Origin of the sequence: Mycobacterium lehmannii (assembly GCF_002245535.1) — a bacterium.
In the GTDB taxonomy this organism is placed as follows: domain Bacteria; phylum Actinomycetota; class Actinomycetes; order Mycobacteriales; family Mycobacteriaceae; genus Mycobacterium; species Mycobacterium lehmannii.
In genome coordinates this window covers 77,092-100,212 of the sequence record NZ_NKCN01000005.1, presented here as the reverse complement: position 1 = coordinate 100,212, position 23,121 = coordinate 77,092, and the positions used below count along the sequence as shown (strand labels likewise).

General features: G+C 67.9%; 21 protein-coding genes. 8 read left to right on the top strand and 13 right to left on the bottom strand.

The genetic code is table 11. The features are described from left to right. Window positions 1–25: 25 nt before the first annotated feature. Genes rarD through lspA form a run of 3 tightly spaced genes read right to left on the bottom strand, consistent with a single transcriptional unit; the run spans window position 26 to window position 2,415 of the window. Window positions 26–925, bottom strand: a complete 900-nt coding sequence (gene rarD, locus CEX87_RS08150) for an EamA family transporter RarD (protein ID WP_064395531.1) — start codon at window positions 923–925, stop codon at window positions 26–28. Next, entirely contained in the window at window positions 922–1,851 is a 930-nt protein-coding gene (locus CEX87_RS08145) for an RluA family pseudouridine synthase (RefSeq protein ID WP_064395530.1), read from the bottom strand. Before CEX87_RS08145 ends, rarD begins: the two co-directional genes overlap by 4 nt. Next, on the bottom strand, window positions 1,852–2,415 hold the full coding sequence (gene lspA, locus CEX87_RS08140; protein ID WP_082693991.1) for a signal peptidase II: 564 nt from the start codon (window positions 2,413–2,415) through the stop codon (window positions 1,852–1,854). It lies immediately after the preceding gene. A 32-nt stretch (window positions 2,416–2,447) separates the two neighbouring features. Between lspA and CEX87_RS08135 the strand changes: the two genes are divergently transcribed. Then, window positions 2,448–3,383: an asparaginase gene (locus CEX87_RS08135; protein WP_064395529.1), complete on the top strand. Its 936-nt coding sequence runs from the start codon at window positions 2,448–2,450 to the stop codon at window positions 3,381–3,383. A gap of 36 nt (window positions 3,384–3,419) precedes the next feature. Then, complete coding sequence (locus CEX87_RS08130; protein WP_064395640.1) at window positions 3,420–3,887, top strand: hypothetical protein; 468 nt, start codon at window positions 3,420–3,422, stop codon at window positions 3,885–3,887. Here CEX87_RS08130 and CEX87_RS08125 read toward each other — a convergent pair. Then, window positions 3,869–5,239 (bottom strand): DNA polymerase IV, encoded by a 1,371-nt coding sequence (locus tag CEX87_RS08125; protein WP_094286665.1) that lies wholly within the window; start codon window positions 5,237–5,239, stop codon window positions 3,869–3,871. The two genes, CEX87_RS08130 and CEX87_RS08125, sit on opposite strands and share 19 nt — an antisense overlap. A 32-nt stretch (window positions 5,240–5,271) precedes the next feature. On the opposite strand from CEX87_RS08125, the gene CEX87_RS08120 reads away from it, so the two are divergent. Continuing rightward, the gene (locus tag CEX87_RS08120) at window positions 5,272–5,493 is read left to right on the top strand and encodes an RNA-binding S4 domain-containing protein (RefSeq protein ID WP_064395528.1); all 222 of its coding nucleotides are present in this window, start codon (window positions 5,272–5,274) and stop codon (window positions 5,491–5,493) included. 87 nt (window positions 5,494–5,580) lie between these two features. Here the strand turns inward: CEX87_RS08120 and ileS are convergent, their stop codons facing one another. Both ileS and CEX87_RS08110 read right to left on the bottom strand, forming a co-directional pair. Next, window positions 5,581–8,811 (bottom strand): isoleucine--tRNA ligase, encoded by a 3,231-nt coding sequence (gene ileS, locus CEX87_RS08115; RefSeq protein WP_094286664.1) that lies wholly within the window; start codon window positions 8,809–8,811, stop codon window positions 5,581–5,583. A 279-nt stretch (window positions 8,812–9,090) separates the two neighbouring features. Then, entirely contained in the window at window positions 9,091–9,735 is a 645-nt protein-coding gene (locus CEX87_RS08110) for a hypothetical protein (RefSeq protein ID WP_064395526.1), read from the bottom strand. A gap of 136 nt (window positions 9,736–9,871) precedes the next feature. Between CEX87_RS08110 and CEX87_RS08105 the strand changes: the two genes are divergently transcribed. Continuing rightward, on the top strand, window positions 9,872–10,243 hold the full coding sequence (locus tag CEX87_RS08105; protein ID WP_064395525.1) for a hypothetical protein: 372 nt from the start codon (window positions 9,872–9,874) through the stop codon (window positions 10,241–10,243). 44 nt (window positions 10,244–10,287) lie between these two features. Then, a complete protein-coding gene (locus CEX87_RS08100) occupies window positions 10,288–11,025 on the top strand; it encodes a hypothetical protein (RefSeq protein ID WP_094286663.1) in 738 nt (245 codons plus the stop codon). A gap of 7 nt (window positions 11,026–11,032) precedes the next feature. Here CEX87_RS08100 and lipL read toward each other — a convergent pair whose 3' ends face one another. Genes lipL through mutA form a run of 4 tightly spaced genes read right to left on the bottom strand, consistent with a single transcriptional unit; the run spans window position 11,033 to window position 17,434 of the window. After that, window positions 11,033–12,307 carry an esterase/beta-lactamase LipL gene (lipL, locus tag CEX87_RS08095; RefSeq protein WP_094286662.1) on the bottom strand — a complete coding sequence of 425 codons (1,275 nt, stop codon included), beginning with the start codon at window positions 12,305–12,307 and terminating at the stop codon, window positions 11,033–11,035. Between the two features lie 47 nt (window positions 12,308–12,354). Further along, window positions 12,355–13,347 carry a methylmalonyl Co-A mutase-associated GTPase MeaB gene (meaB, locus tag CEX87_RS08090; RefSeq protein WP_094286661.1) on the bottom strand — a complete coding sequence of 331 codons (993 nt, stop codon included), beginning with the start codon at window positions 13,345–13,347 and terminating at the stop codon, window positions 12,355–12,357. Continuing rightward, window positions 13,348–15,597: a methylmalonyl-CoA mutase gene (gene scpA / locus CEX87_RS08085; RefSeq protein ID WP_094286760.1), complete on the bottom strand. Its 2,250-nt coding sequence runs from the start codon at window positions 15,595–15,597 to the stop codon at window positions 13,348–13,350. Between the two features lie 19 nt (window positions 15,598–15,616). Further along, entirely contained in the window at window positions 15,617–17,434 is a 1,818-nt protein-coding gene (gene mutA, locus CEX87_RS08080; RefSeq protein ID WP_094286660.1) for a methylmalonyl-CoA mutase small subunit, read from the bottom strand. Between the two features lie 99 nt (window positions 17,435–17,533). Here mutA and CEX87_RS08075 point away from each other — a divergent pair, with 99 nt between their 5' ends. Beyond that, on the top strand, window positions 17,534–18,280 hold the full coding sequence (locus CEX87_RS08075; RefSeq protein WP_064419817.1) for a TVP38/TMEM64 family protein: 747 nt from the start codon (window positions 17,534–17,536) through the stop codon (window positions 18,278–18,280). Between the two features lie 60 nt (window positions 18,281–18,340). Next, complete coding sequence (locus tag CEX87_RS08070; RefSeq protein ID WP_064419818.1) at window positions 18,341–19,537, top strand: phytanoyl-CoA dioxygenase family protein; 1,197 nt, start codon at window positions 18,341–18,343, stop codon at window positions 19,535–19,537. Window positions 19,538–19,555: 18 nt separating this feature from the next. On the opposite strand, the gene CEX87_RS08065 is transcribed toward CEX87_RS08070, so the two are convergent. Both CEX87_RS08065 and CEX87_RS08060 read right to left on the bottom strand, forming a co-directional pair. Beyond that, window positions 19,556–20,764: an SPFH domain-containing protein gene (locus tag CEX87_RS08065; protein ID WP_064395517.1), complete on the bottom strand. Its 1,209-nt coding sequence runs from the start codon at window positions 20,762–20,764 to the stop codon at window positions 19,556–19,558. Between the two features lie 30 nt (window positions 20,765–20,794). After that, complete coding sequence (locus tag CEX87_RS08060; protein WP_094286658.1) at window positions 20,795–21,226, bottom strand: NfeD family protein; 432 nt, start codon at window positions 21,224–21,226, stop codon at window positions 20,795–20,797. 60 nt (window positions 21,227–21,286) lie between these two features. On the opposite strand from CEX87_RS08060, the gene CEX87_RS08055 reads away from it, so the two are divergent. After that, window positions 21,287–22,135, top strand: coding sequence for a hypothetical protein (locus CEX87_RS08055; RefSeq protein WP_094286656.1), 849 nt, complete (start codon window positions 21,287–21,289; stop codon window positions 22,133–22,135). Here CEX87_RS08055 and CEX87_RS08050 read toward each other — a convergent pair. Continuing rightward, entirely contained in the window at window positions 22,132–23,118 is a 987-nt protein-coding gene (locus CEX87_RS08050; protein ID WP_094286758.1) for a ferrochelatase, read from the bottom strand. The genes CEX87_RS08055 and CEX87_RS08050 overlap by 4 nt on opposite strands. Between the last annotated feature and the right edge of the window lie 3 nt (window positions 23,119–23,121).

The following is a 23,121-nucleotide window of genomic DNA, read 5'->3' as shown; positions in this document are numbered from 1 at the left end:
ACGCTATGACATTGCTAGTGTTAGGTCAACCGGCAGTTTCGCAAAGTTCCCGATCGGCCCGCGACCGTCCCATGGCGTCGGCACTGAAGACCAGCAGCGCCAACCAGATCAACGCGAAACCCAACCAGCGGGCCGGCGGCATCGGCTCCTGGCCGACGAACACGCCCCACGTCAGCTGCATCACCGGCGTCAGGTAGAACAGCAGGCCCATCGTCACCAGCGGCAACCGCTGCGCGGCCGCGGCGAACAGCAGCAGCGGCACCGCCGTCAGGACGCCGGACAGCACCATCAGCGCGATATGGTCACCGCCGTACTCGGTGAACGTTGCGTGCCCGGTGCTCTGCAGCACGACGATGTACGCGGCCGCGAACGGCGTGGCGATGCCGGCCTCCACCCCGACGCTCACCCGCGGGTCGGTCGTCACGACCTTCTTCACCGCGCCGTAAAGGCCGAACGACAGCGCCAGGCCCAGACCGATGTAGGGCGGCGCGCCGACTTCGACCGTCAACACCAGCACGCCGGCCACCGCGACCGCCAACGCCACGAACTGCGCGCGGTTGAGCCGCTCCCGGAAGACGATCAGCCCCAGCGCCACAACCACCAGCGGGTTGATGAAGTAGCCGAGAGCCGCGTCCACCACGTGCCCGTTGTTGACGGCGTAGACGTAGATCCCCCAGTTGATCGAGATCAACGCCGACGCGGCGGCCAGCAGCAGCCAGGTGCGGCCGCTGATCCGCTTCAGGTCGCCGAGCCTGCGCACGACCGCGACCACGACAACCATCAGCAGGAAGTTCCACACGATGCGGTGCGCGAGCACCTCGAGGGCTGAGGCGGGTTTCAACAGCGGAAAGAACGCGGGAAACGTTCCCCAGCACACGTAGGCGCCGACGCCGAACAGCAAGCCGGGTCTTCGGGTCTCGCTCACAGTTCGTGATTGCGCAGTGCGTCGAGGGCGTCCTGCAGGTCGGCCGGATACGGGCTGGTGATCTCGACGCGGCGCCCGTCGGCGGGATGCGCGAAAGCCAGCGATCGAGCGTGCAGCCACTGCCGGTCCAGCTTGAGCCGCTTGGCCAGGGTGGGATCGGCGCCGTAGGTGAGATCACCCACGCATGGATGGTGCAGCGCGGCGAAATGCACCCGGATCTGGTGTGTGCGACCGGTTTCCAGTTCGATGTCGAGCAGGCTCGCGGCGCGGTGCGCCTCGAGGGTGTCGTAGTGGGTGACGCTGTGCCTGCCGTTCTCGGTGACCGCGAACTTCCAGTCGTGTCCGCGGTGACGGCCGATCGGCGCGTCGATCGTGCCGCTCGACGGGTCGGGATGCCCCTGCACCAGCGCGTGATAGCGCTTTTCGACGGTGCGCTGTTTGAATGCCCGCTTGAGCACCGTGTACGCGCGTTCGGAAAGCGCGACGACCATGACCCCCGAGGTCCCGACGTCGAGGCGGTGCACGATGCCTTGGCGCTCGTGGATCCCCGATGTGCTGATCCGGAAGCCCGCCGCGGCCAGGCCGCCCAGCACGGTCGGACCCGACCAGCCCACGGTCGCGTGCGCGGCGACCCCCGGCGGCTTGTCCACCGCAACGATGTCCTCGTCGGAGTACAGGATCGCCATCCCGTCGATCTCGACCGGCGTGTTCTCCACCGGCGCAGGTGCTTCGGGCAACCGCACGTCCAGCCAGGCGCCGGCGGTCAGCTTGTCCGATTTGCCCGCAGGCGCGCCGTCGATCTCGACACCGCCGCCTTCGGCCAGCGCCGCGGCGGCCGTGCGTGACAGGCCGAGCAGCCGGGCGAGGCCCGCGTCGACCCGCATGCCCGCCAGGCCCTCCGGGACTGGAAGCGACCGATCGGCCATCTATTCGTCCTCGGCGGCTTTCCGCCGCCCGACGGTATCGAAGTCGAACCCGAACAGCGACAGCCCCACCAGCAGGATCGCCCCGCCGACCACGCACGGGTCGGCCACGTTGAAGACCGGCCACCACCCGATGGACAGGAAGTCCACGACGTGTCCCTGCAGCGGGCCGGGTGAACGGAAGAACCGGTCGATGAGGTTGCCGAGGGCCCCGCCGAGAATCATGCCCAGCCCGACCGCCCACCACGGATTGACCAGCCGTCGGCCCATCCAGATGATCCCGATCACCACGCCGGTGGCGATCAGCGTGAGCACCCACGTGTAGCCGGTGGCCATCGAGAACGCCGCACCCGAATTGCGCACCAGCGTCCAGGTCACCGTGTCGCCGATGATCGACACGGGCTGGCCCGGGGTGAGGAGCTTGACCGCGAGCACCTTGGTGACGACGTCGGTGACCAGCACCACGCCGGCGATGCCGAGCAGCAGGCCCAGCCGTCGCTTCGGCGGCGCCGCCTCTTGGGACGTCTCGTCGGCCACTTCTGGGTCGTCAGTCACGACAACCATCATCCCAAAACGTCGATGCGGAAGAATCCCGCACCATGGGTCGCGTCGTCGTCATCACCACCGGCGGCACAATCGCCAGCGCCACGGGTGAGGACGGCGTCAAGCGTCCGGCTCGAACCGGGGCCGAACTGACGTCGGGACTCGGCGGCGTTCTCGACGTCGAGGTGGTCGACGTGATGGCGGTCGACAGCTCGCAGCTGACTCCTGCCGATTGGGATCGCATCGGGACGGCGGTCGCCGCGGCGGCGGACGCCGACGGCATCGTCGTCACCCATGGCACCGACACCATCGAGGAGACGGCGCTGTGGCTCGAACTGACCTATCGCGGCACCGCGCCGGTGGTGCTGACCGGGGCGCAACGCAGCGCCGACGCCCCCGACGCCGACGGCCCGGCCAATCTTCGTGACGCGCTGACCATTACCGGCAGCCCGCACGCGCGAGACCTCGGTGTCGTCGTCACCTTCTCCGGTTCGGTGTGGCAGCCGTTGGGGTTGCACAAGGCGGCGACGGGCGACCTGCGTGGTTTCCTCGGCGCGGTGGTAGGCGTTGTGTCGCGGAGCGGCTTCGAGCGGCATACGAACAAGGAGCGACCGTATCTCGGTGCGCTGTCGGCGGCCGGGGCGCCGAGGGTGGACATCGTCGCCGCCTATCCGGGTGCGGATGCCGTGGCGATGGACGCCTGCGCGGCCGCGGGTGCGCGCGGGATCGTCCTGGAGACGCTGGGGGCAGGCAATGCCGGCGCGGCGGTGATCGACGGGGTGCGGCGACTCCGCGACGGGGGCGTCGCGGTCGCGGTCACCACGCGTGTGCCGGGAGCGCGGGTGAGGCCCGCATATGGACCGGGGCACGACCTGCTCGCCGCAGGCGCGGTGCCGGCGCGTCGGCTGCGCTCCCCGCAGGCGCGGGTGCTGCTGATGGCGGCGCTGGCGAGCGGTGTTCCCGTCGACGAAGCCGTCGGTCGTTGGGGTTGACGCGCATGACACCGTGGATGCGTGCCCTTCGAGAACATGATTCGCCGAGGCGCCACGCTGATTGCCGTCCTGGCGCTGGCCCTGGCCGCGGGCGCGGTGGCGCGTGCCGAAGCGCCCCCGGGGGCCGACGCGATCGACGACTACCCCGTCGCGCAAGGCTTCTACCGACCCGGTCCGCCGCCCAACTACCACGTGTTCTTCAAGACACCCGACGGCCTGTCGTGTGGCATCGGCCCCAACGGCGGCCCCATCGGCTGTGACGGGGTCCCGCTGGGCGCCCCGCCCGGAACCAACCAGACGTTCTTGATCAGCGGCGGCCCCGCGGAGTACCGGCACTCCCCCACGCCGACGTTCACCCGCGAGGGTGTCGACGTCCTGCCGGCGGGGTACCGACTCGAAAACTGGGGCGCCAGTTGCGGTGTCGGATATCAGGGCACCGTGACCTGTAAGACGTACGGCGATCACGGCTTCACGATCTCGAGCGTTTACGGGGTGCTCTGGTAGCGCGCCAGTTCGGCGAGATAATCGGGCCAGTCGAGGGAATCGACGGGGTTGGCGCGCTCGATTCCGGGCGTGTCGATCGGAAACGTGCGGGCCTGGCCCGGTCCGCTGGTCCTGGTCTCGAACCGGACCGTCATCACGCCGTGCCCGGCCCCCTGGATCCAACCGTGCCCGAAGTCGGGATGAGTGACGTCGTCGCCGATGCGCCAGGCGGGTGCGGTCGCGGCGAGGTCTGAGACGGTGGGTGGCACCCCGGTGTGCGTGACGTCGTCGTCGGAGGCCATCAGCTCCAAGTCCGGGAACAACGATTCCTGGCGAACGTCGGTAAGACCCGAAAAGCCAACGCCCAGAAGGCGAATCGGCCCGACGTCGACGGGGTCGAGCAGCAGCCGGCGCGCGGTGGCGATCAACGTGGCCGCGTCGGTGGTGGCGTACGGAAGGGTCGCCGAGCGGGTGAGCGTGCTCATATCGGACTTCTTCAGCTTCACGGTGACCGTGCGCGCGCCGCGGCCGTCCTTTTCCAGGCGGCGGTGGGCGTGCTCACCGATCGGGCCCATCGCTTCACGGAGCTGATCGAGGGTGGTCAGGTCTTCGGGAAACGTGGACTCCGCGCTGATCTGCTTGGCGGGCGCGTTTTCGGCGACCGGCCGGTCGTCGATGCCGCGGGCGAGCCGGTGCAGCGCCGGGCCCACGGTGCCGCCGAGGATGTCTGCGGCCTCGGCCTCGCTGAGCGCGGCGAACGCGCCGATCGTCTCGATGCCGAGCCGGTGCAGCTTCTCCCCGGCGACGGGTCCGATCCCCCACAACCGTCGCACCGGCAGGCCGTCGAGCAGCGCACGCTCCTCATCGCGGCGGACCACCCGCATACCGTCGGGTTTGGCCAGCCCGGATGCGATCTTCGCGAGTTGTTTGCCCGAGCCCGCCCCGATGGACGCGACGAGCCCGGTGACCTCGAGCACCCCCGCGCGCAGGGTCCGGCAGAAGTCCTCGACCTCATGTGCCGACGCGCCCGCGAGCTCGACGGGCTCACCGAAAGCCTCGTCGTACGACAGCTGTTCGAGAACCGGCACCGTTGTGCGAACGGTCTCGAACACCCGGCGGCTGGCCACGCCGTAGACGACGCCGCGCGGCGGAAGGACGACCGCAGCGGCGCCGACCAGCCGCCGCGCCTGGTGCATCGGCATCGCCGACTTGGCGCCGTACACCCGGGACTCGTAGCTCGCCCCGGCGACCACACCACGCCCACCGAGCCCGCCGACCAGCACCGGACGCCCCCGCAGCGTGGGACGGGTCAGCTGCTCGACGGACGCGAAGAACGCGTCCATGTCGAGGTGCAGCACCCAGCGACCGTCCACACCTGCAGATGCTAAGGCGCTAGCCTGACGGCATGACGCAGCCGCTCGACGTCGCGATCCGCGACGGCGCGATCCGGTTGGGTCAGTTCCTCAAGCTCGCCGGGCTCATCGACTCGGGCGCCGACGCCAAGACCGTGATCGCCGACGGGCAGGTCAGCGTCAACGGCGCTGTCGAACACCGGCGTGGCAGACAACTGCACAACGGCGACGTCGTCGACTTCGCCGGGCGCAGCGCCCGCGTCGTCGTCGACTAGCGGTTGGGCGTTGCCGAGTGTGGGGTTGTGTCACGCTGACTCGCGAAATGCGTTCATCGACCACACACTCGCGGGCGGGCGCGATCGCTAGATTCTTATTCTCTTGAGCCTGAACGGGTACCCGCCACCGACAGTCCCCGTCTTCCATTCGCCATCCTCGAGATTCAGGGCACCGCCCACCATGTCGAGTCCCGAATCGTCGCGCGCAGAAAGCTTCAGGTTCGGGTCAGGCCTAATCGTGAAGCTGGGCGCCAACAACTCCTTGGCGATGAGATCGGCCAGCTCATCGCGCCAACCGGCGGGGAACTCTCGGATGGTCAACTCCAGTTCGATTCGGTCGCCGATGTCGAGACCGAAGCGCCGTCGGGCTTCCTGGAACTCACGCACCATGTCGCGGGCCCACCCCTCGGCCTCCAGTTCCTCGGTGACCGTGCCGTCGAGCACCACCAACCCGGCCCCGTCGGAGAGCGCCGCGGTGTACTCCGGATCGGCGGCCACCAGCCGCGAGCTGTACTCGTCGGGGTGCAACACCGCCGGTCCGGCGGTCAGCGTGCCGTCGGCATTGACCACAGCATCGCCCGCCTTAACGGCCTTGATCGCGGCCTGCACGTCCTTGCCAAGGCGCGGACCAGCGACGCGCGCGTTGACCGTCAGTTCGAAGCGGCCGTAGGTGTCGATGTCGTCGGTGAGCTCGACGGCCTTGACGTTGAGCTCGTCGGCGATCAGGTCGGCAAACGGCTCGAGCCGCTGCGGGTTATCCACGGCGACAGTGAGTTTCGGCAGCGGTAGGCGCACCCGCAGCTTCTTGGCCTTGCGCAGCGACGACGCCGCCGATGCCACCTCGCGCACCAGGTCCATGGTCTCGACCAACTCGGGGTCGGCGGGCAGCAGATTCTCCTCGGGCCAGTCGGTCAGGTGCACCGACCGCTCGCCGGTCAGGTCGCGCCAGATGCGCTCGGTGATCAACGGCAGCAACGGGGCGGCCAGCCGGGCGGTCACCTCCAGCACGGTGTGCAGGGTGTCGATCGCGTCGGGATCCTCCTCCCAGAACCGCGAACGAGACCGTCGTACATACCAATTCGTCAGCGCCTCGGTGAACTGCCGCAACTCGTCGCATGCTCCGGAGATGTCACAGACATCCAGCGACGCGGTGAGGTCGTCGCGCAGCACCGCGAGCTTGGCCAGGATGTAGCGGTCAAGCACGTGCTTCGAGTCGGTGCGCCAAGAGCCCTTCTTCGGTGCGTACAACGCGAGGAAGGTGTAGGCGTTCCACAGCGGCAGCAGAACCTGCCGGACGCCTTCGCGGATGCCCTGTTCGGTGACGATCAGGTTGCCGCCGCGCAGGATCGGCGAGGCCATCAGGAACCACCGCATGGCGTCGGAGCCGTCGCGGTCGAACACCTCCGTCACATCTGGATAGTTGCGTAGCGACTTGCTCATCTTCTGGCCGTCGTTGCCGAGCACGATCCCGTGCGCCACACAGGTTTTGAATGCCGGCTTGTCGAAGAGCGCGGTGGCCAGGATGTGCAGCGTGTAGAACCACCCCCGGGTCTGCCCGATGTACTCGACGATGAAGTCGCCCGGGAAGTGCCCGTCGACCTGCTTGTCAGGGTCGGCGGAATCAACCCCAGCGAACCAGTCCTGGTTCTCGAACGGGTAATGGACCTGCGCATACGGCATGGAGCCCGAGTCGAACCAGACGTCGAAGACGTCCTCGATGCGCCGCATCGTCGAGCGGCCCGTCGGATCGTCGGGATTGGGCCGGGTGAGCTCGTCGATGTAGGGCCGGTGCAGATCGGTGGGCCGCACCCCGAAGTCACGTTCGAGCTCGTCGAGGCTGCCGTAGACGTCGATGCGCGGATACGCCGGATCGTCGGACCTCCACACCGGGATCGGGGTGCCCCAGTAGCGATTTCGCGAAATCGACCAGTCGCGGGCACCGGCCAGCCACTTGCCGAACTGCCCGTCCTTGACATGTTCGGGATACCAGGTGATCTCCTGGTTGAGCTCCACCATGCGGTCGCGGAACTCGGTGACCTTGATGAACCAGGACGACACCGCCCGGTAGATCAGCGGATTGCGGCACCGCCAGCAGTGTGGATAGGAGTGCTCGTAGGTCTCGTGACGCAACAGCACCGCACCGTGCGCAGCCGCGGGCCCGCTCTGGTTCTTCAGGTCGCGGATGATCTGCGGGTTGGCGTCGAAGACGTGCTGTCCGGCGTAGTCGGGGACGGTGGCGTCGAACCGTCCCTTGGAATCGACCGGTGTGACGGCCTCGATGCCCGCGGCCTGCGCGGTGAGCATGTCGTCTTCGCCATAGGCGGGCGACATGTGCACGATGCCGGTGCCGTCCTCGGTGCTGACGAAGTCCGCGGGCAGCACGCGGAACGAGCGGGGCGCATCGGCGAAGTACGCAAACGGCGGCAGGTAGCGGGTCTCGAGCAGCTCGCGACCCGAGTACGCGCCGAGAATCTCCGGCTCTTCGCCCAACTCGCGCGCATAGGCGCCGACCCGCGCCTCGGCCAACACGAGACGCCGCCCGTCGGGCCCCTGCACCTGCACGTAGGTGACGTCGGGGTGAACCGCGACCGCCTGGTTGGACGGCAGCGTCCACGGCGTCGTGGTCCAGACCAACAGGTAGGCGCCGGCCAGATCCCCCTCGGCGATCCGGAAGCCCACGGTGATCGCGGGGTCCTGGCGACTCTGGTAGACGTCGTCGTCCATGCGCAGTTCGTGGCTGGACAACGGTGTCTCGTCGTTCCAGCAATACGGCAGCACACGGTTGCCCTCATAGGCAAGGCCCTTGTCCCACAACTGTTTGAAGGCCCAGATCACCGACTCCATGAACTCGGGTTCGAGGGTCTTGTAGTCGTTGTCGAAGTCCACCCAGCGGGCCTGCCGGGTGACGTAGGCGCGCCATTCGTTGGTGTACTTGAGGACCGAGGCTCGGCAGGCGTCGTTGAACTTCTCGATGCCCATCTCTTCGATCTGCGTCTTGTCGGTGATGCCGAGTTGGCGCTGCACCTCGAGTTCGGCGGGCAGGCCGTGGGTGTCCCAGCCGAAGCGACGCTCCACCTTGTAGCCGCGCATGGTGCGGTACCGCGGCACGATGTCCTTGACGTACCCGGTGAGCAGGTGCCCGTAGTGCGGCAACCCGTTGGCGAACGGCGGGCCGTCGTAGAAGACGTACTCGGGGGCGTCGTCGCGGCGAGCGATGCTGGCGCGGAAGGTGTCGTCGCGGTCCCAGTACTCGAGGACCTCGGTCTCCAGCGCGGGGAATTTCGGCGCCCCAGCCGCCGGCTTCGGGTAGGCGGTCATAGCTCCTGTGCCTCGTTCGGCTTCCGGAGGAAACCTCACATGTTCGTTCAAGGCACGGGGACGACGTCGCGCCGGTGCGCGAGCGCCGCGGTACCACCCCGCTTGCGCACACTAAGAGGTGCGCGCCGCTCAGTTAGGGCGTTGACGGGCCCACCCGTTCGGTTCTACTGGGCTCGAACGCCCCAGAGGGTGGTGACGCCGAACTGTTCTTCCGAAGGCTCCCCGGTGATGGCCGGATCCAAGCCGATGGCGTCGATCTTACCGCCGAACCGCGTGTGCTCAGTTCGGGGGCAACGCGTCCGACGTGATCTCGACGAGCGCGAGCGGGAACTGTTCGGACAGTTCCTCGACCGTGTACTGCTCGAAGCGGCTGGTGTCGTACCACCAGTCGACACGCACGTCGCCACCGGCGCGATAGACACGCACCTCCAGTGCGTGGCCGAGGCCAGGCGGAGTCTCCTGCACCGGCACAGTGTCCGATGGCGTTTCGCCGATGTAGTTGAAGTACACCTCCGGTGAAGCGGCCACCTCGCGCTCCGAAGCGGCGGCCAGGGTCTGGTGCACGGAGGCCAGCACCTCGGTCGGGCTCGCGTGCTGCCCCGCCACACACACCAGGGGAACGGCGTCGAGCAGAGAACCGCGCTCGCTGGCGATGTCGACTCGGACCAGGCCTTCACCGAGTGTGCGGGCGATGGTTCTGCTCAGTGCGGCGACCAGGATCTCGTCGGCCGGCAGACCGAGCCATTCGGTGGCCCCGTCGAGTTCAGCCGTCAGCTCGTCGCTTGCGGGGGTCGAAACTTTGACCATGCTGGCGGAAACACCGGCGTCCGCAGCGTCGTAGTCCGTGGCGCGGACCGTTGCCGTAGCAAACTCGCCGAGCGGGCGCAGAACCTCTGTCGGCGAAGCCAGGTAGGGAGCAACCATGCGACCAAAGATAGCTCACGTGTCCCAAAAATGGGAGACACCTCCCAAAACTGTGACGCCAGTGTCAATATAGGCAAACTCCTCCAGTTTGCGGACCGCACTGCCCAAACGCGGGACGTTGGTTTAGAGTGGACAAGTGCCTCGGACAGACGAGAACGGCCGACAACTCAAAGCGCTGCTCGACTACCTGCTCGACGGTGACATCGAGGCCAAAGACATCTACGACGCACTGGGCACATCCAGCAGCACGTACTACCGCCGAATCAAAGAGCCGGACTATCCAGACGCCGAGGAGCTGCGGCGGGTCGCGGACCGGTTCGGCCTGAACTATCCCGACCTGCAGATCAGGTTCGGCCTGATGACCAGGCAAGAAGTGCTCAGTTACGTCGAATACCTCGAACGCACAGGCGGTTCCGGCCAGACGGCCGTGCGGGAGACAACGAAGTCGCGAACCCGTATTCCTCGACTCTCCGAGCTGCGACCGCGGAGTGACGCCCCGCCCCTTTAGCCGTACACTTTGCTGAGTACTACGGCAGCTCCGAAGGCAACCCTATGGCTTTGGCGACACTGATCGCGATCACGCTTTGCTGTATCGCGTGGAGCCTGTGGATTCGCCGGGTCACCTGGTCCTCCCGTTGGGAGGTGGCCGCCACCCTCAACATCGCCCTGCAGGGCATGGCGGTGTTGTTGATGTCCCCGTGGGCCTCGGAAACGCTGGGGGTCGCGCTGCACGCGCTGACCGGCAAATGGAACCTCGAAGACTTCATCGGCCACGACTGCTACATCGTCGCCGCGTCGGCCGTCGTCTACAACGCCCTCGGTCGCCTGCAGGACGACCACCTGCTGCAGAGGTCGTTCAAGCAGTACGTCGAAATCCCGGCCACGCTGTGCATCCCGCTGCTGCTGGTCACCTTCTCCCTCGGCAACGGTGCGCGCATCTACAAGCCGGACTTCTTCCAGGTGCCCACCGACTTCTGGCTGAACACCTACTGGCTGATCCTGTGCGGCATCCTGATCTACCTGCTGGGGTACGGCAGCCGGGCCCTGCTGGTGTTGCGGAGGGATCCGCGGTCGCGCAAGATCGCCAACGTCTATCTGATCTCGTCCGCCGCGGGCATCGCCGCGTGCATCGTGCGCCTGCTGACGGCCTACATCCCCGCGCTGCAACAGCACGACGGCGGCACGACCCTGGTGTGGGTCTTCGCCTGTATGTGCGGTGCCGGCTTCGCGTTGACCTCGGCTGAGTCTTGGCGGCAGAAGACGAAGTGGTTCAGCAGCGCTTCTCAATGACTGCGCGCTATCCCGCAACCTCGCGCGACACGCTGTAGAACGGCGCACCCAGATCGGGCACCGTCTGATAGCCACGCCGGCGCGCCCGCGCCGCGTCGCGCCGGATCAACACGCCCAGCCCGGCGAACGTCGCCTGGTCGAGCACCATCCGCGTGAGCAGCCGGTTGTGCACGAAGCCGAACGCCAGCCCGGTGCTCGGATCGGCCCACCCGACCGAGCCGGCCAGCCCGGCATGACCGAACCCGGGCATCACACCCGGGGGCACCGGAAGCGAGTGGTAGCCCAGGTTGAAGCTCAACGGGACGAAGATGTTGCGGTCAGGCCAGTAGCTCGCTCGGCCGGTCAGCGCCGCGACCCGCTCCGCGGACAGGAACTGTTTGCCCTCGATGCGGCCACCGTTGGCGATCGCGCCGTACATCTTGGCCAGGCTCCTGGCGGTGGCTACACCGTTGGCGGCCGGGATTTCGGCGTCCAGGAACGGCGTGTCGCCCTGGACCACCGACTTCATGCCGGGGAAGTACATCGAACCGAACATCCCGGACACCCCGAGGGCCGCGACGCGCGGGGCGACGAAGTTGAAGACCGGGTTGGCGAGGGCGCCCTGCGGGGCGAGGATCTGCGCGGCGCGGGTCGGCGCGCCGGCAGGCGGGCGTCCCAGGTGCAACCCGTCTGTGTCCAGCGGCTCGGCCAGCTCCTCGCGGATCAGATCGCGCATGCCCTTGCCGGTAACGGCTCGGCCCAGGCCGGACATCAGCCAGCCGTAGGTCAGCGCGTGATAGGCCTGATGGCCGAACAGCAGCTTGTTGACCGGCGCGGCCGCCACCCGCTCTTCCATCACCTGATGGTCGAGCAGCTGGGCCTTGGTGCACCCGTTGAGGTGCGACAGCCCGGCCCGGTGCTGCATCAGCTCGCGTACCGTGATCGCGGCCTTGCCCTTGACGCCGAACTCGGGCCAGTACTCGGCCACCGGGGTGTCGTAGTCGATCAGGCCGCGGTCCGCGAGTCGGTGGATGACCGTGGACGCCATGCCCTTGGTGACTGAGAAGACCATCGCGCCGGTGTCAGCGCTCCAGTACTGCGTACCGCTGCGGTCCGAGTAACCGGTCCACACGTCGACGACGGGCTCACCGTGCAAGTAGATCGACAGGGCGCCGCCGCCGTAGCGACGACCAGGGAACAGTCGCGAGAAACCACGCAGGGTGCAGGCGAAGTTGGAATCCGCAGCGCCCTGGACACCGTGCGGAAGCGCGACGCTGCGCTCCCGTTTGTTGACACCCGTCACAATTTATTTAATTTACTCGCAGCCCCGGCAAATAAACCTACCGTTACCTATTTGTTAGGTTCGCGCATGTCAGAGGCGTCGAGCAGGTGCTGCGCAGCAAGCGCGGGGGTCAGCTCCCCGTCGCGGACCTGACGTTCGATCTCGGCGCGCATCCGCTTCACGTTCGGGTTCGACAGCACCCGGTCAAGGACCGAATCCCGCACCATCGACCAGGTCCACTCGACTTGCTGAGCGCGCCTGCGGCTTTCGAACTCCCCCGCCTGGGTGAGCACGTCGCGGTGCTTGAGCACCGTCGCCCACAGCTCCTCGAGGCCCGTCCCCTCTAGTGCGCTCATCGTCAGAACCGGTGGGCGCCACAGTGTTTCGCGGGGATAAATGAGCCGAATGGCACCGGTGAGCTCACGGGCGGCCCGTTTGGCCTCGACCGCGTGCTCGCCGTCGGCCTTGTTCACCACGACGATGTCGGCGAGTTCGAGCACGCCCTTCTTGATGCCCTGCAGCTGATCGCCGGTGCGCGCGAGCGTGAGGAACACGAAGGTGTCGACCATGTTGGCGACGGTCACCTCGGACTGCCCAACGCCGACGGTCTCGACCAGGACCACGTCGAAACCGGCCGCCTCCAACAGCACGATCGTCTCGCGGGTCGCCTTGGCGACGCCGCCGAGTGTGCCCGAGGTGGGCGATGGGCGGATGTAGGCGTCGGGATGCACGGCCAACTGCGCCATGCGGGTCTTGTCGCCGAGGATCGAGCCCCTGGTCCTGGTCGACGAGGGATCGACGGCCAGCACGGCGACGCGGTGCCCCTGGTTGATCAGGTACATGCCGAGCGCCTCGATCGTCGTCGACTTGCCGACGCCGGGCACCCCGGTGATCCCGACGTGCAGCGAGCTGCCCGCGTGCTCGGTCAGCTTCAGCAGCAGTTCCTGAGCCTGCTCACGGTGGTCGACGCGCGTCGATTCCACCAGCGTGATGGCTCTTGCCAGGGCGGCACGGTCGCCGTCCGCCACGGCGGCCGCAAGGTCGTCGGTCGGATCGGCCATCTAGTCGAGGCGGTAGCCCAGCCGATCGGCCAGCTTGTGCAGGAGGCCGACCGCCGCGTCTGCGATCACGGTGCCGGGCGGGAAGATCGCGGTGGCTCCGGCGGCGTAGAGCTCATCGAAGTCGCCGGGCGGGATGACGCCGCCGACCACGATCATGATGTCGGGCCGACCCACCTCGGCCAGCGCTTCGCGCAGCGCGGGCACCAGGGTCAGGTGCCCGGCCGCGAGCGACGAGACGCCGACGACGTGCACGTCGTTGTCGGCGGCCTGCCGTGCGACCTCCTCGGGGGTGGAGAACAGCGAGCCGACGTCGACGTCGAAGCCGATGTCGGCGAACGCGGTCGCGATCACCTTCTGCCCGCGATCGTGCCCGTCCTGGCCCATCTTCGCGATCAGGATGCGCGGCTGGCGACCGTCGGCCTCGGCGAACTTCTGCACGAGGTCGGTGGCTTTAGTGATGTTGCTGACCCCTGCACCCCCCATCTCATCGCGGTAGACGCCGGCGATCGTACGGATCTCGGCGACATGGCGCCCGTAGACCCGCTCGAGCGCATCGGAGATCTCGCCGACGGTGGCCTTGGCCCGCGCGGCGTTGATGGCCAGGGCGAGCAGGTTGTTGCCCAGCCCGTCCTCACCCGCCGGTCCGCGGGCACCGGCCGCCCGGCTCAGCTCGGCCAGCGCGGCGTCCACCTCGGCCTGATCGCGTTCGGCGCGCAGCCGCTCGAGTTTGGCGAGCTGCTCGGCCCGCACCCGGCTGTTCTCGACCTTGAGGACCTCGACCTCGTGGTCCTCGTCGACCTGGTACTTGTTGACGCCGATCACCGTCTGCTGGCCGGAGTCGATGCGCGCCTGGGTGCGCGCGGCGGCCTCCTCGATGCGCAGTTTCGGGATGCCGTCGGAGATCGCCTGCGCCATTCCGCCGTGCTCGACGACCTCGCCGATGTGCATCCGCGCCGCGGTGGCCAGCTGGTGGGTCAGCCACTCGACGTAGTACGAGCCGCCCCACGGATCGATCGGCCGCGTGGTGCCCGACTCCTGCTGCAGCACCAACTGGGTGTTGCGCGCGATGCGGGCCGAGAAGTCAGTCGGCAATGCCAGCGCCTCGTCGAGCGCGTTGGTGTGCAACGACTGGGTGTGCCCCTGCGTCGCCGCCATCGCCTCGATGCAGGTGCGCGCAACGTTGTTGAACGGGTCCTGAGCGGTCAACGACCATCCCGAGGTCTGCGAATGGGTGCGCAATGACCTGGATTTGGGGCTTTCGGGTCCAAATTCCGCGACCAGCTCGCTCCAGAGCAGCCGGCCGGCCCGCAGCTTGGCGACCTCCATGAAGAAGTTCATCCCGATGCCCCAGAAGAACGAAAGGCGCGGCGCGAACTTGTCCACGTCGAGGCCGGCATCGAGGCCGGCCTTGATGTACTCGACACCGTCGGCCAGCGTGTAGGCCAGCTCGAGATCGGCTGTGGCACCGGCTTCCTGGATGTGGTAGCCCGAGATCGAGATCGAGTTGAACTTCGGCATCTTCGTGCTGGTGTAGCCGAAGATGTCGGAGATGATCCGCATCGACTCCTTCGGCGGATAGATGTAGGTGTTGCGGACCATGAACTCTTTGAGGATGTCGTTCTGGATGGTCCCGGCCAACTTCTCCGGCGGTACGCCCTGCTCCTCCGCGGCCACGACGTACAGCGCGAGGATCGGCAGCACCGCGCCGTTCATCGTCATCGACACCGACACGGTCGACAGGTCGATGCCGTCGAACAGCTGGCGCATGTCGAGGATGGAATCGATTGCCACGCCTGCCATTCCGACGTCGCCCTGCACGCGCGGATGGTCCGAGTCGTAACCGCGATGGGTGGCCAGGTCGAACGCCACCGAGAGGCCCTTCTGCCCCGCGGCCAGGTTGCGCCGGTAGAACGCGTTGGACTCCGCGGCGGTGGAGAAACCCGCGTACTGCCGGATGGTCCACGGCTGGTTGACGTACATGGTGGGGTACGGGCCCCGCACGAAGGGCGGTTGGCCCGGGAAGGTGTCGAGCGGATATCCGGCGGCGACGGCGGCGTCGCGGTCGGCCCCGATGTAGACGGGCTTGACGTCGATACCCTCCGGCGTCACCCAGTCCACTTGGTCGGCGCTGTATCCGTGCGTCGTGGCGGCCGCCTCGACATGGGCGGTGACGGCGGCCTCGGTCGGCGCTTCGGCACGCTTGTCGCCGCGCAGCGGGACGCCGGCGAAACTCCCGATGGTCTTTCCGATCCCGGCTGTGGCAGTCACCTCAGGCCCCCAATCTGGTGAGCAGGTCCGACAGGGTGGCGACCGCGTCGATCTTCGCGGTCAGGTAGCCGTCCGGTTTGGAATCGGCATCCGCGACGGCCTTTTCCGGCCCGGCGAGCAGCACATGAGATACGCCCGTCTTGCGTGCCGAGTCGACCGCGGCCGAGGCTTCCTCGCCGTAGCGGGCGTCGGTGCCGCAGATCACGGCGATCGGCGGTGTCTGCTCCGCCTCGGTCACCGCTTCGATACCGCCCGACGCGAGCAGGTTCGTGGCGAAGGTGGTGCGCACGTTGTGCTCGGCGAGCGGGCCGAGCGGCAGCAGCAACACCTTCGGTCTGGCCCCGGTCTTCTCGAGGAAAGCGTCGGAGCGGTCCCGCAGCTCCTCGAAGCCCGCCGCATAACGGGCCACCCCGGGCAGCGAATCACCTTGCGGCAGAGCCGGATCGACGATATTGGGGAACTCGTTGACACCGGTCAGCGCGGTTCGCCGGTGTGCGATGTCCTCGGCGCGCCGCTGGGCGACCTCGGCGATCTGGGCCGCGATGTGATCACGAGCCTGTTCGAAGCCGCCGCGGGATTCGATGTCCTGGAAGTGCTTCCACGCCTGCTCGGCGAGCTCCTCGGTGAGGTCCTCCACATGCCAGGAACCCGCCGCCGGGTCGAGCACACGGCCCAGATGTGACTCCTCGAGCAACAGGAGCTGGGTGTTGCGGGCCATCCGGCGCGCGAAGCTCGGCGCCGTGCCAGGGAAGCCGCCGGGGATCGCGACGTCGAACGGGTGGACCTGGATGGTGTCGGCCCCGCCGACACCCGCCGAGAAGGCGGCCACCGTGGTGCGCAACATATTCACCCACGGATCGCGCTTGGACATCATCGGCAGTGACGTCATGGCGTGCAGGGTGACCGCTCCGTGCTCCGGCGCTCCGACGACCTCGGCGACCCTGGCCCACAACAGGCGCGCGGCCCGCAGTTTGGCGATCGTCATGAACTGGTCGTCGTCGGCGGCGATGCGGAAACTGATCTGCCGCAACCCATCCGGGACACCGATACCGCCCTCTTCCAGCTGCCGCAGGTAGCTCACGCCCGCCGACACCAGGCCGGCCAGCTCCCACGATGCGTTGGCGCCGAGGTTGTGGAACGCGGGTCCGTCGACGGCAACGGCGCGAACGCAGCCGCTGTAGTCGCCGAGCTTGGCCGCGGTGGCCACGACGTCGGCGATCTCGGGCGCCGCGCGCCCGCTCAACGGTGCGGTCAACGGGTCCGCGCCGAGGTCCACCGACAGCCGGGAGCGTTGGTCGGCGTCGAGGTCGCTCAGCAGTCCGAGCATCGCGTCGGCGGCCGAAACGTAATCGGGCCCGGCGATCTCGAAGAGCACCGGGACGAGGTCGAGGAAAACGCCGTCGAACAGCCGGTCCAACTCCGAAGCCGCGACGCCTGCAGGCGCGCCGACGCGGATGACGAGCGCGCTGACCCCCTCGGTGAGGCTGACCAAAACGGCGCCGTTGGATTCGGCCACGTTGCTGGACCCGTTCGTCGGGAACGCCTCGGCGACTTTCCAGCCGGCCTTGACGTCACGGAGCGCGTCACCGCCGCGCACGAACGGCCACTGCCCGGGCAGCGGAGGTTCGGGAAGCGCATCGGCGCTGGTGTACAGCGGGCGGATCGCGAAGCCGTCGTAGGTGGGCGAATCCAGCAGTCGCTCGGGCTCGGCGGGCAGATCGGCGGGATCGCGCCGGGTGCTCTTTGCCAGTACCGCGGCAACCGCTGAGCGCCAGCGCTCGCGATCGGCCTCGACCACAGTGGGTTTCTGCACGATCATCAGGCTAAATGATCGCAGTCACAGCGGTGTCTGCCGGTCGGTCGACTCGCGGGCCCGCGAACAGGTGACTTCGGCCGCGGTTCCGTAGTCTTGGTAGGCGTGAACTCCGTCGTCAGCACCCTGCGCGCGGTCCGAGGGGCGGTGATCGCGACGTCTTCGAGCGTCTCGCGGGTGCGTCTGGTCGGGTCGCTGGCGGCGATTGTGATTCTCGTCGCAGTTGCGTTGCTGGTCCCGGTGCCGACCGCGGTGCAGTTGCGCGATTGGGCCACCTCGGTCGGGCCGTGGTTTCCGCTGGCGTTTCTGGCCGCCCACATCGTGGTGACAGTGTTCCCGTTCCCCCGCACGGCATTCACGCTCGGCGCAGGCTTGCTCTTCGGCCCGGTGCTGGGGATCCCCCTGGCGGTGACGGCGGCGACGATCAGCGCGGTCATCGCGGTGCTGCTCGTGCGCGCCGTGGGCCTTCGACTGGACCGAACGGTGCGCCATCCGCGGATCGAGTCCCTCAACGCGCGGTTGCGCGAACGCGGTTGGCCGACGGTGCTGTCGATGCGGCTCATTCCCGCCGTGCCGTTCGCGGTGCTCAACTACGCCGCGGGCGTGTCGTCGGTGCGCGTGCTCCCCTACGCGCTGGCCACCTTGGCGGGACTGGTGCCGGGCACTGCGGCGGTGGTGATCCTCGGCGACGCGCTGACCGGCAATGTCAGCCCCCTGCTCGTGTTGATCTCGTTCTGCACCGCCAGCCTGGGCGTGGCGGGCCTGGTCTACGAGGTCCGCGTGCACCGGCGCCACCATCGCGAGCGCGCGGTCGAAGCCGAGATCGATGAACCGCTGCGCCTGACGCGATGAAGTCGGCCGTCGTCTGCCCTTGATGGAAAGGGTTGGAGCTTTCTACGCTGGTTCGCACACATGAGTGTCGACGTACGGACGAGGGTCGACGGCGACCCCGCAGTTGTTGAGCCCGCCGAGTTCTTCGAGGCCGCGCTCCCGCACTTGTTCGCCGACTCGAACGAGCGGCTCACGCCATCGCTTCAGCAGCGCCCGCCGCGACCGCTGACCGTTTCGGTGGACGATCAGCGCTGGACCCTCGGCGTCGACGGCGACCGCATGACATGCGGGAGAGGGCCGGCGACCGGCACCGTACTGCGAATCGACGCAGAGCAGCTGGCGGCGCTGATCGCCGACCAGGTCACCCCGATGGGGTGGCTGGCCACCGGCGCGCTGGAGGTGCACGGGGAACTGTCTGACGTTTTGGACTGGTGGCTCCTCCTGCGAGCCGCGATCGACGGCACGACCCCTCATGTCAACGGGGCTGTCGTCTTCCTGGATCGCCACGGCGAGCCACTGAACCTGCAAAGCTCTTTCGCCCCAGACGATCCAGCCGAGGAGATGGCCTGGTTCCTCGAACAAGCCGGCTACCTGCACATCAAGGGCGTGTTCAGCCAAGCGGAGATGTCGGCCGTCTCGACGGAAATGGACCTCGCCGCGCCGCGCTACTTCGAGGGCGACGGGCGCTCATGGTGGGCCACCCTGAAAGACGGGACCCACGCGCTGGTGCGGATGCAGGAATTCGATGCAGAGTCTCGGACAGCCGCTGAGCTCGTCGCTGACGAACGTCTTGCCAGAATCGGCAGGTTGACGGGCGACGCACACGTCCCAAGCGGATGGGATGGGAAACGCGTTGAGGCTCTTTTCAAGCCGCTCGGCGTCACAAGGGGCATCTCAGACGTCCCCTGGCACAAAGACTGTGCCCTCGGTCGACACAGTTACGACTGCTGTGGCCTCACGGTCGGCATCTCAGTAACCGCCGGCGGTGCCACGTCGGGTCAGCTGCGAGTGGTCGCCGGTTCGCATCGAGCCCTCGTGTGGCCCGCACCAAGCCTGCAACCCGGTCTCGACCTTCCAGTCGTCGATCTCGCCACCGAGACCGGTGACGTCACCGTCCACCTCTCGTGCACGTTGCACATGGCTCAGCCGCCGGTGGATCGCGACCGACGGGTGATGTACACCAGTTTCAGCCTTCCGACGATCGACGACTGCGCCCAGACCGGCCGTCAGCAGTTGAGGCGCATGGCCGACGCGGCGCCGCTGAACACGAGCCAGTGACCGCCCGCCTGCCACGTCTCAACGGGAGTGCGCCCCGCCGCCGGGCTCGCGTTCCTGCCCCGCAGGGTTGGTCTGCTGGCCGATCCCCGGGAACGACGGCGGCGCGTTGATGGGCGCGGGGCCGTCCACCGACGTGCGCGCCTCGGCTTCGGCCTTGGCCACGGCGCGGGCGATCTCCGGATCGGTCTCGGTGTTGAACCAGTCGGCGACCTCGTCGTCGTCGTCAGTCTTGACCGGCGTGTCGTCCACCGGCGACGGGGTGTAGCGGAACACGCCGTCCTCCCCCGGCGCGCCGAGCAGCTTGGTGAAACCCTGTAGCGCCGAACCGAAGTCGCTGGGCACCAGCCACACCTTGTTCGCCTCGCCCTTGGCCATCTGGGGCAGGGTCTGCAGGTACTGGTACGCCAGCATCTCCGGCGTTGGCCGGCCCGCCTTGATGGCCGCGAACGTCTTCTCGATGGCCTTCGCCTGGCCCTGGGCCTGCAGGTAGGCCGCCGCGCGCTCGCCTTGGGCGCGCAACATGCGCGACTGGCGATCTGCCTCCGCGGCCAGGATCGCGGCCTGTTTGGCACCCTCGGCGGCCAGGATCTGTGCCTGCTTCTGGCCCTCGGCCTGTTTGATCGCCGATTCCCGGTTGCCTTCCGCGGTCAGGATCATCGCGCGCTTCTCGCGGTCGGCGCGCATCTGCTTTTCCATCGAATCCTGGATCGACGGTGGCGGGTCGATGCTGCGCAACTCGACACGGGCGACCCGCAGCCCCCAGCGGTTGGTGGCCTCGTCGAGCACGCCGCGCAACGCCGTGTTGATCTGGTCGCGTGAGGTCAGCGTCTGCTCCAGCGTCATACCGCCGACGAGGTTGCGCAGCGTGGTCGTGGTCAGCTGCTCGACACCAACGATGTAGTTGCTGATCTGGTAGACCGCGGCCTGCGGGTTGGTCACCTGGAAGTAGACCACCGTGTCGATCTGCACGGTCAGGTTGTCCTCGGTGATCACCGGCTGCGGCGGGAAGGACACCACCCGCTCGCGCAGGTCGACGCGGGCACGGATCCGGTCGACGAACGGCAGCAGCAGTGTCAGCTGACCGGACACGGTCTTGCTGTAGCGGCCGAGCCGTTCGATGACCGCGGCCTCGGCCTGCGGTATCAGCGCGATCGACTTCGCGACGATGATGGCGGCGAACACCACCAGCACGCCGACGAGCACCAGGCCGGCGACGGCTCCATCCATGACGATTCCTTCCCTCGTACCCAGTGTGTTCTAGGCGAGCTTCTGGACGACGGCGGTGGCACCGTCGATCTGCACGACGGTCACCTGGTCCCCCGGTTCGTACACGTCGTTCTCATTGAGCGGCCGCGCCGTCCAGACTTCACCGTCGAGCTTCACCTGTCCCTCGTGCTGGGCCACCCGGTCGAGCACCAGCGCGCTTTTGCCTTCGAGCGCCTTGGCCGGGTCGGGCAGACCGGTACCGGCCTGGAAGTGCCTTCGCAGCGCGGGCCGCGCCAGCACAAGCAACAGGATCGACGCGACGGCGAACACCGCGCCGTGCACCCACAGGTCGTCGAAGATCAGGCTCGAGCCTGCCGCGGCCAGCGCCCCGCCACCGAGCATGAGGAGGAACAGGTCGCCGGTCAGTGCTTCGGCACCGGCGAGCGCCAGCGCGGCAATTAACCAGATCAGCGCAGCGGGCATGACACCACCCTATCGTCGCGCCCGACCACCTGCGGGCGTAACAACTACACTTCGAACATCATGTGGTGTCCCAGTGTTTCGCTGTCGGTATGGGCCAATGCCTGGTTAGCGGGCGTTGCCGCGCCCGACGATGTCCTCGACGCGCTATCACATTGGGCGCCAAAGCATTCCGTAACCGCCTACGATTCCGTGGCGGCCGGCGCGACCGGTTTACCCTGGCCCGATCTGGTGGATACGGGTGCGGTGTCTCTGCTGCAGACGCTGCGCACGGCCGCCGGCCCCGGCGTGACGGAACCGCCGATCGGCCTGGCCCTTCCGGTGCCCGGCGACGTCCGGGGGCTGCCAGCAGGCACCCAGTTCCAGCGCGACGCGGTGACCGCGGGCGAGGCCCTGGTCGTCTCCGGTGCGGGATCGATCGGCCTGGTGCCGGATTTCGAGTACGACGAATTCGAGGATTCCGACGAGTTCGACCGTGACCCGTGCGGGCTGTCGTGGACGGTGTACTCGATACCCGAAGGATCCCCGCCCGTGGGATACGTAAATCTCGCCGAGGCCGAGTACGCGCTGCGGTCGGCGGTCCGCTCGGCGGCGGACGCGCTCGGGGCACTGCGCGCAGGCGCGGCCGAGATCGACGTGGAGGATCCCCGCGGGCTCGTCGAGCAGGTGCTGGAATCCACCCGCATGCATCGCCTTCCCGGCCACGCGCCAGACCGGGCGGCGCGCGTGCTGGAGAACGCCGCGCACGTCGACGCGATCATCTCGGTCAGCGCCGGGCTGATACCGATAGGGCTGCACAGCTCCGCTGAGGTGCAGATCGCCAACGACGCGCTGCGTCCGCTGTCGACCGTGGTGCGCTCGGCGCGACTGGCCGCGGTCGACGCGGTCCTGCACTCAGCCTGGCGAGGCTAGCCGCAGGCCGGCGTGCACAGCAGGCCGTCGACCGAATACCCCTGCAGCGGCGGCGGATTCGGTCCTGGCACCCGTTCAGGGTCCCGGCCGTCGCGCAACTCGGCGAGCAGGTCGGCGGCGACACGTGCGAGATCGGCGTTCGGCGTCGCCGCCCTGGTGAAGGCCATTCCGGCTTCTTCGGCCTGTACGCGCAGTTCGGTGTCGAGGTCCCACACCACCTCGATGTGGTCGGCGACGAAACCGATCGGACACACGATCACGGCCGTGGTGCCGTTCTCGACGAGCGACGAAAGATGGTCGCCCACATCGGGTTCCAGCCACGGAACCTGCGGCGGGCCGGATCGGGACTGCCACACCTGGTCGTAGTCGTCATACCCGGCCGCGGCCGCCACCAGCCCGGAGGTATACGCCACCTGGCGCTCGTAAAGCTCTGCGCCACAGCGCGACCGCGCAGCCAGCGGAATCGAGTGAGCGGTGAACACCAGGCGCGCGTCGTGCGGCACCGCCCTCGCTGCGTCGGTGATCGCGTCGGCGAACATCTGCACGAACAGCGGATGGTCGAAGTACTGGCGCAGTTTGATCAGTTGCGGGGCCGCGTCGCCCGCCGCCTGCCGCCCCCTGGCGATGTCCTCGACGTACTGCGTGCAGCTCGAGTAGCCGCCCCACGCGGACGTGGTGAACACCGCCGCACGGCGCACCCCGTCGTCGCGCATGGCGGTCACGGCCTCCTCGACGTAGGGCTCCCAGTTGCGGTTGCCGAAATACACCGGAACGTCGACGTAGGTGCGCAGCCGCTCGATCACCGCCCGGTTGATGCCGTTGATCGGCGAGACGCCGCCGAAATGCAGGTAGTGCTCGGCGACCGACGCCAACCGCTCCCGCGGAATGCCCCGCCCGCGAGTCACGTTCTCCAGGAACGGCATCACGTCTTCGGGGCGCTCCGGCCCGCCGAACGAGAGCAGCAGGACGGCGTCGAAGTCAATGCT

Coding starts and splice junctions, on each gene's coding strand:
- mutA (WP_094286660.1), bottom strand. CDS start 17,434: ATGATCGTGCAGAAACCCACTGTGGTCGAGGCCGATCGCGAGCGCTGG.
- CEX87_RS08120 (WP_064395528.1), top strand. CDS start 5,272: ATGACGCAGCCGCTCGACGTCGCGATCCGCGACGGCGCGATCCGGTTG.
- CEX87_RS08060 (WP_094286658.1), bottom strand. CDS start 21,226: ATGCCCGCTGCGCTGATCTGGTTAATTGCCGCGCTGGCGCTCGCCGGT.
- lspA (WP_082693991.1), bottom strand. CDS start 2,415: ATGATGGTTGTCGTGACTGACGACCCAGAAGTGGCCGACGAGACGTCC.
- CEX87_RS08100 (WP_094286663.1), top strand. CDS start 10,288: ATGGCTTTGGCGACACTGATCGCGATCACGCTTTGCTGTATCGCGTGG.
- meaB (WP_094286661.1), bottom strand. CDS start 13,347: ATGGCCGATCCGACCGACGACCTTGCGGCCGCCGTGGCGGACGGCGAC.
- CEX87_RS08110 (WP_064395526.1), bottom strand. CDS start 9,735: ATGGTTGCTCCCTACCTGGCTTCGCCGACAGAGGTTCTGCGCCCGCTC.
- CEX87_RS08135 (WP_064395529.1), top strand. CDS start 2,448: ATGGGTCGCGTCGTCGTCATCACCACCGGCGGCACAATCGCCAGCGCC.
- CEX87_RS08070 (WP_064419818.1), top strand. CDS start 18,341: ATGAGTGTCGACGTACGGACGAGGGTCGACGGCGACCCCGCAGTTGTT.
- CEX87_RS08065 (WP_064395517.1), bottom strand. CDS start 20,764: ATGGATGGAGCCGTCGCCGGCCTGGTGCTCGTCGGCGTGCTGGTGGTG.
- CEX87_RS08055 (WP_094286656.1), top strand. CDS start 21,287: ATGTGGTGTCCCAGTGTTTCGCTGTCGGTATGGGCCAATGCCTGGTTA.
- CEX87_RS08145 (WP_064395530.1), bottom strand. CDS start 1,851: ATGGCCGATCGGTCGCTTCCAGTCCCGGAGGGCCTGGCGGGCATGCGG.
- CEX87_RS08130 (WP_064395640.1), top strand. CDS start 3,420: ATGATTCGCCGAGGCGCCACGCTGATTGCCGTCCTGGCGCTGGCCCTG.
- ileS (WP_094286664.1), bottom strand. CDS start 8,811: ATGACCGCCTACCCGAAGCCGGCGGCTGGGGCGCCGAAATTCCCCGCG.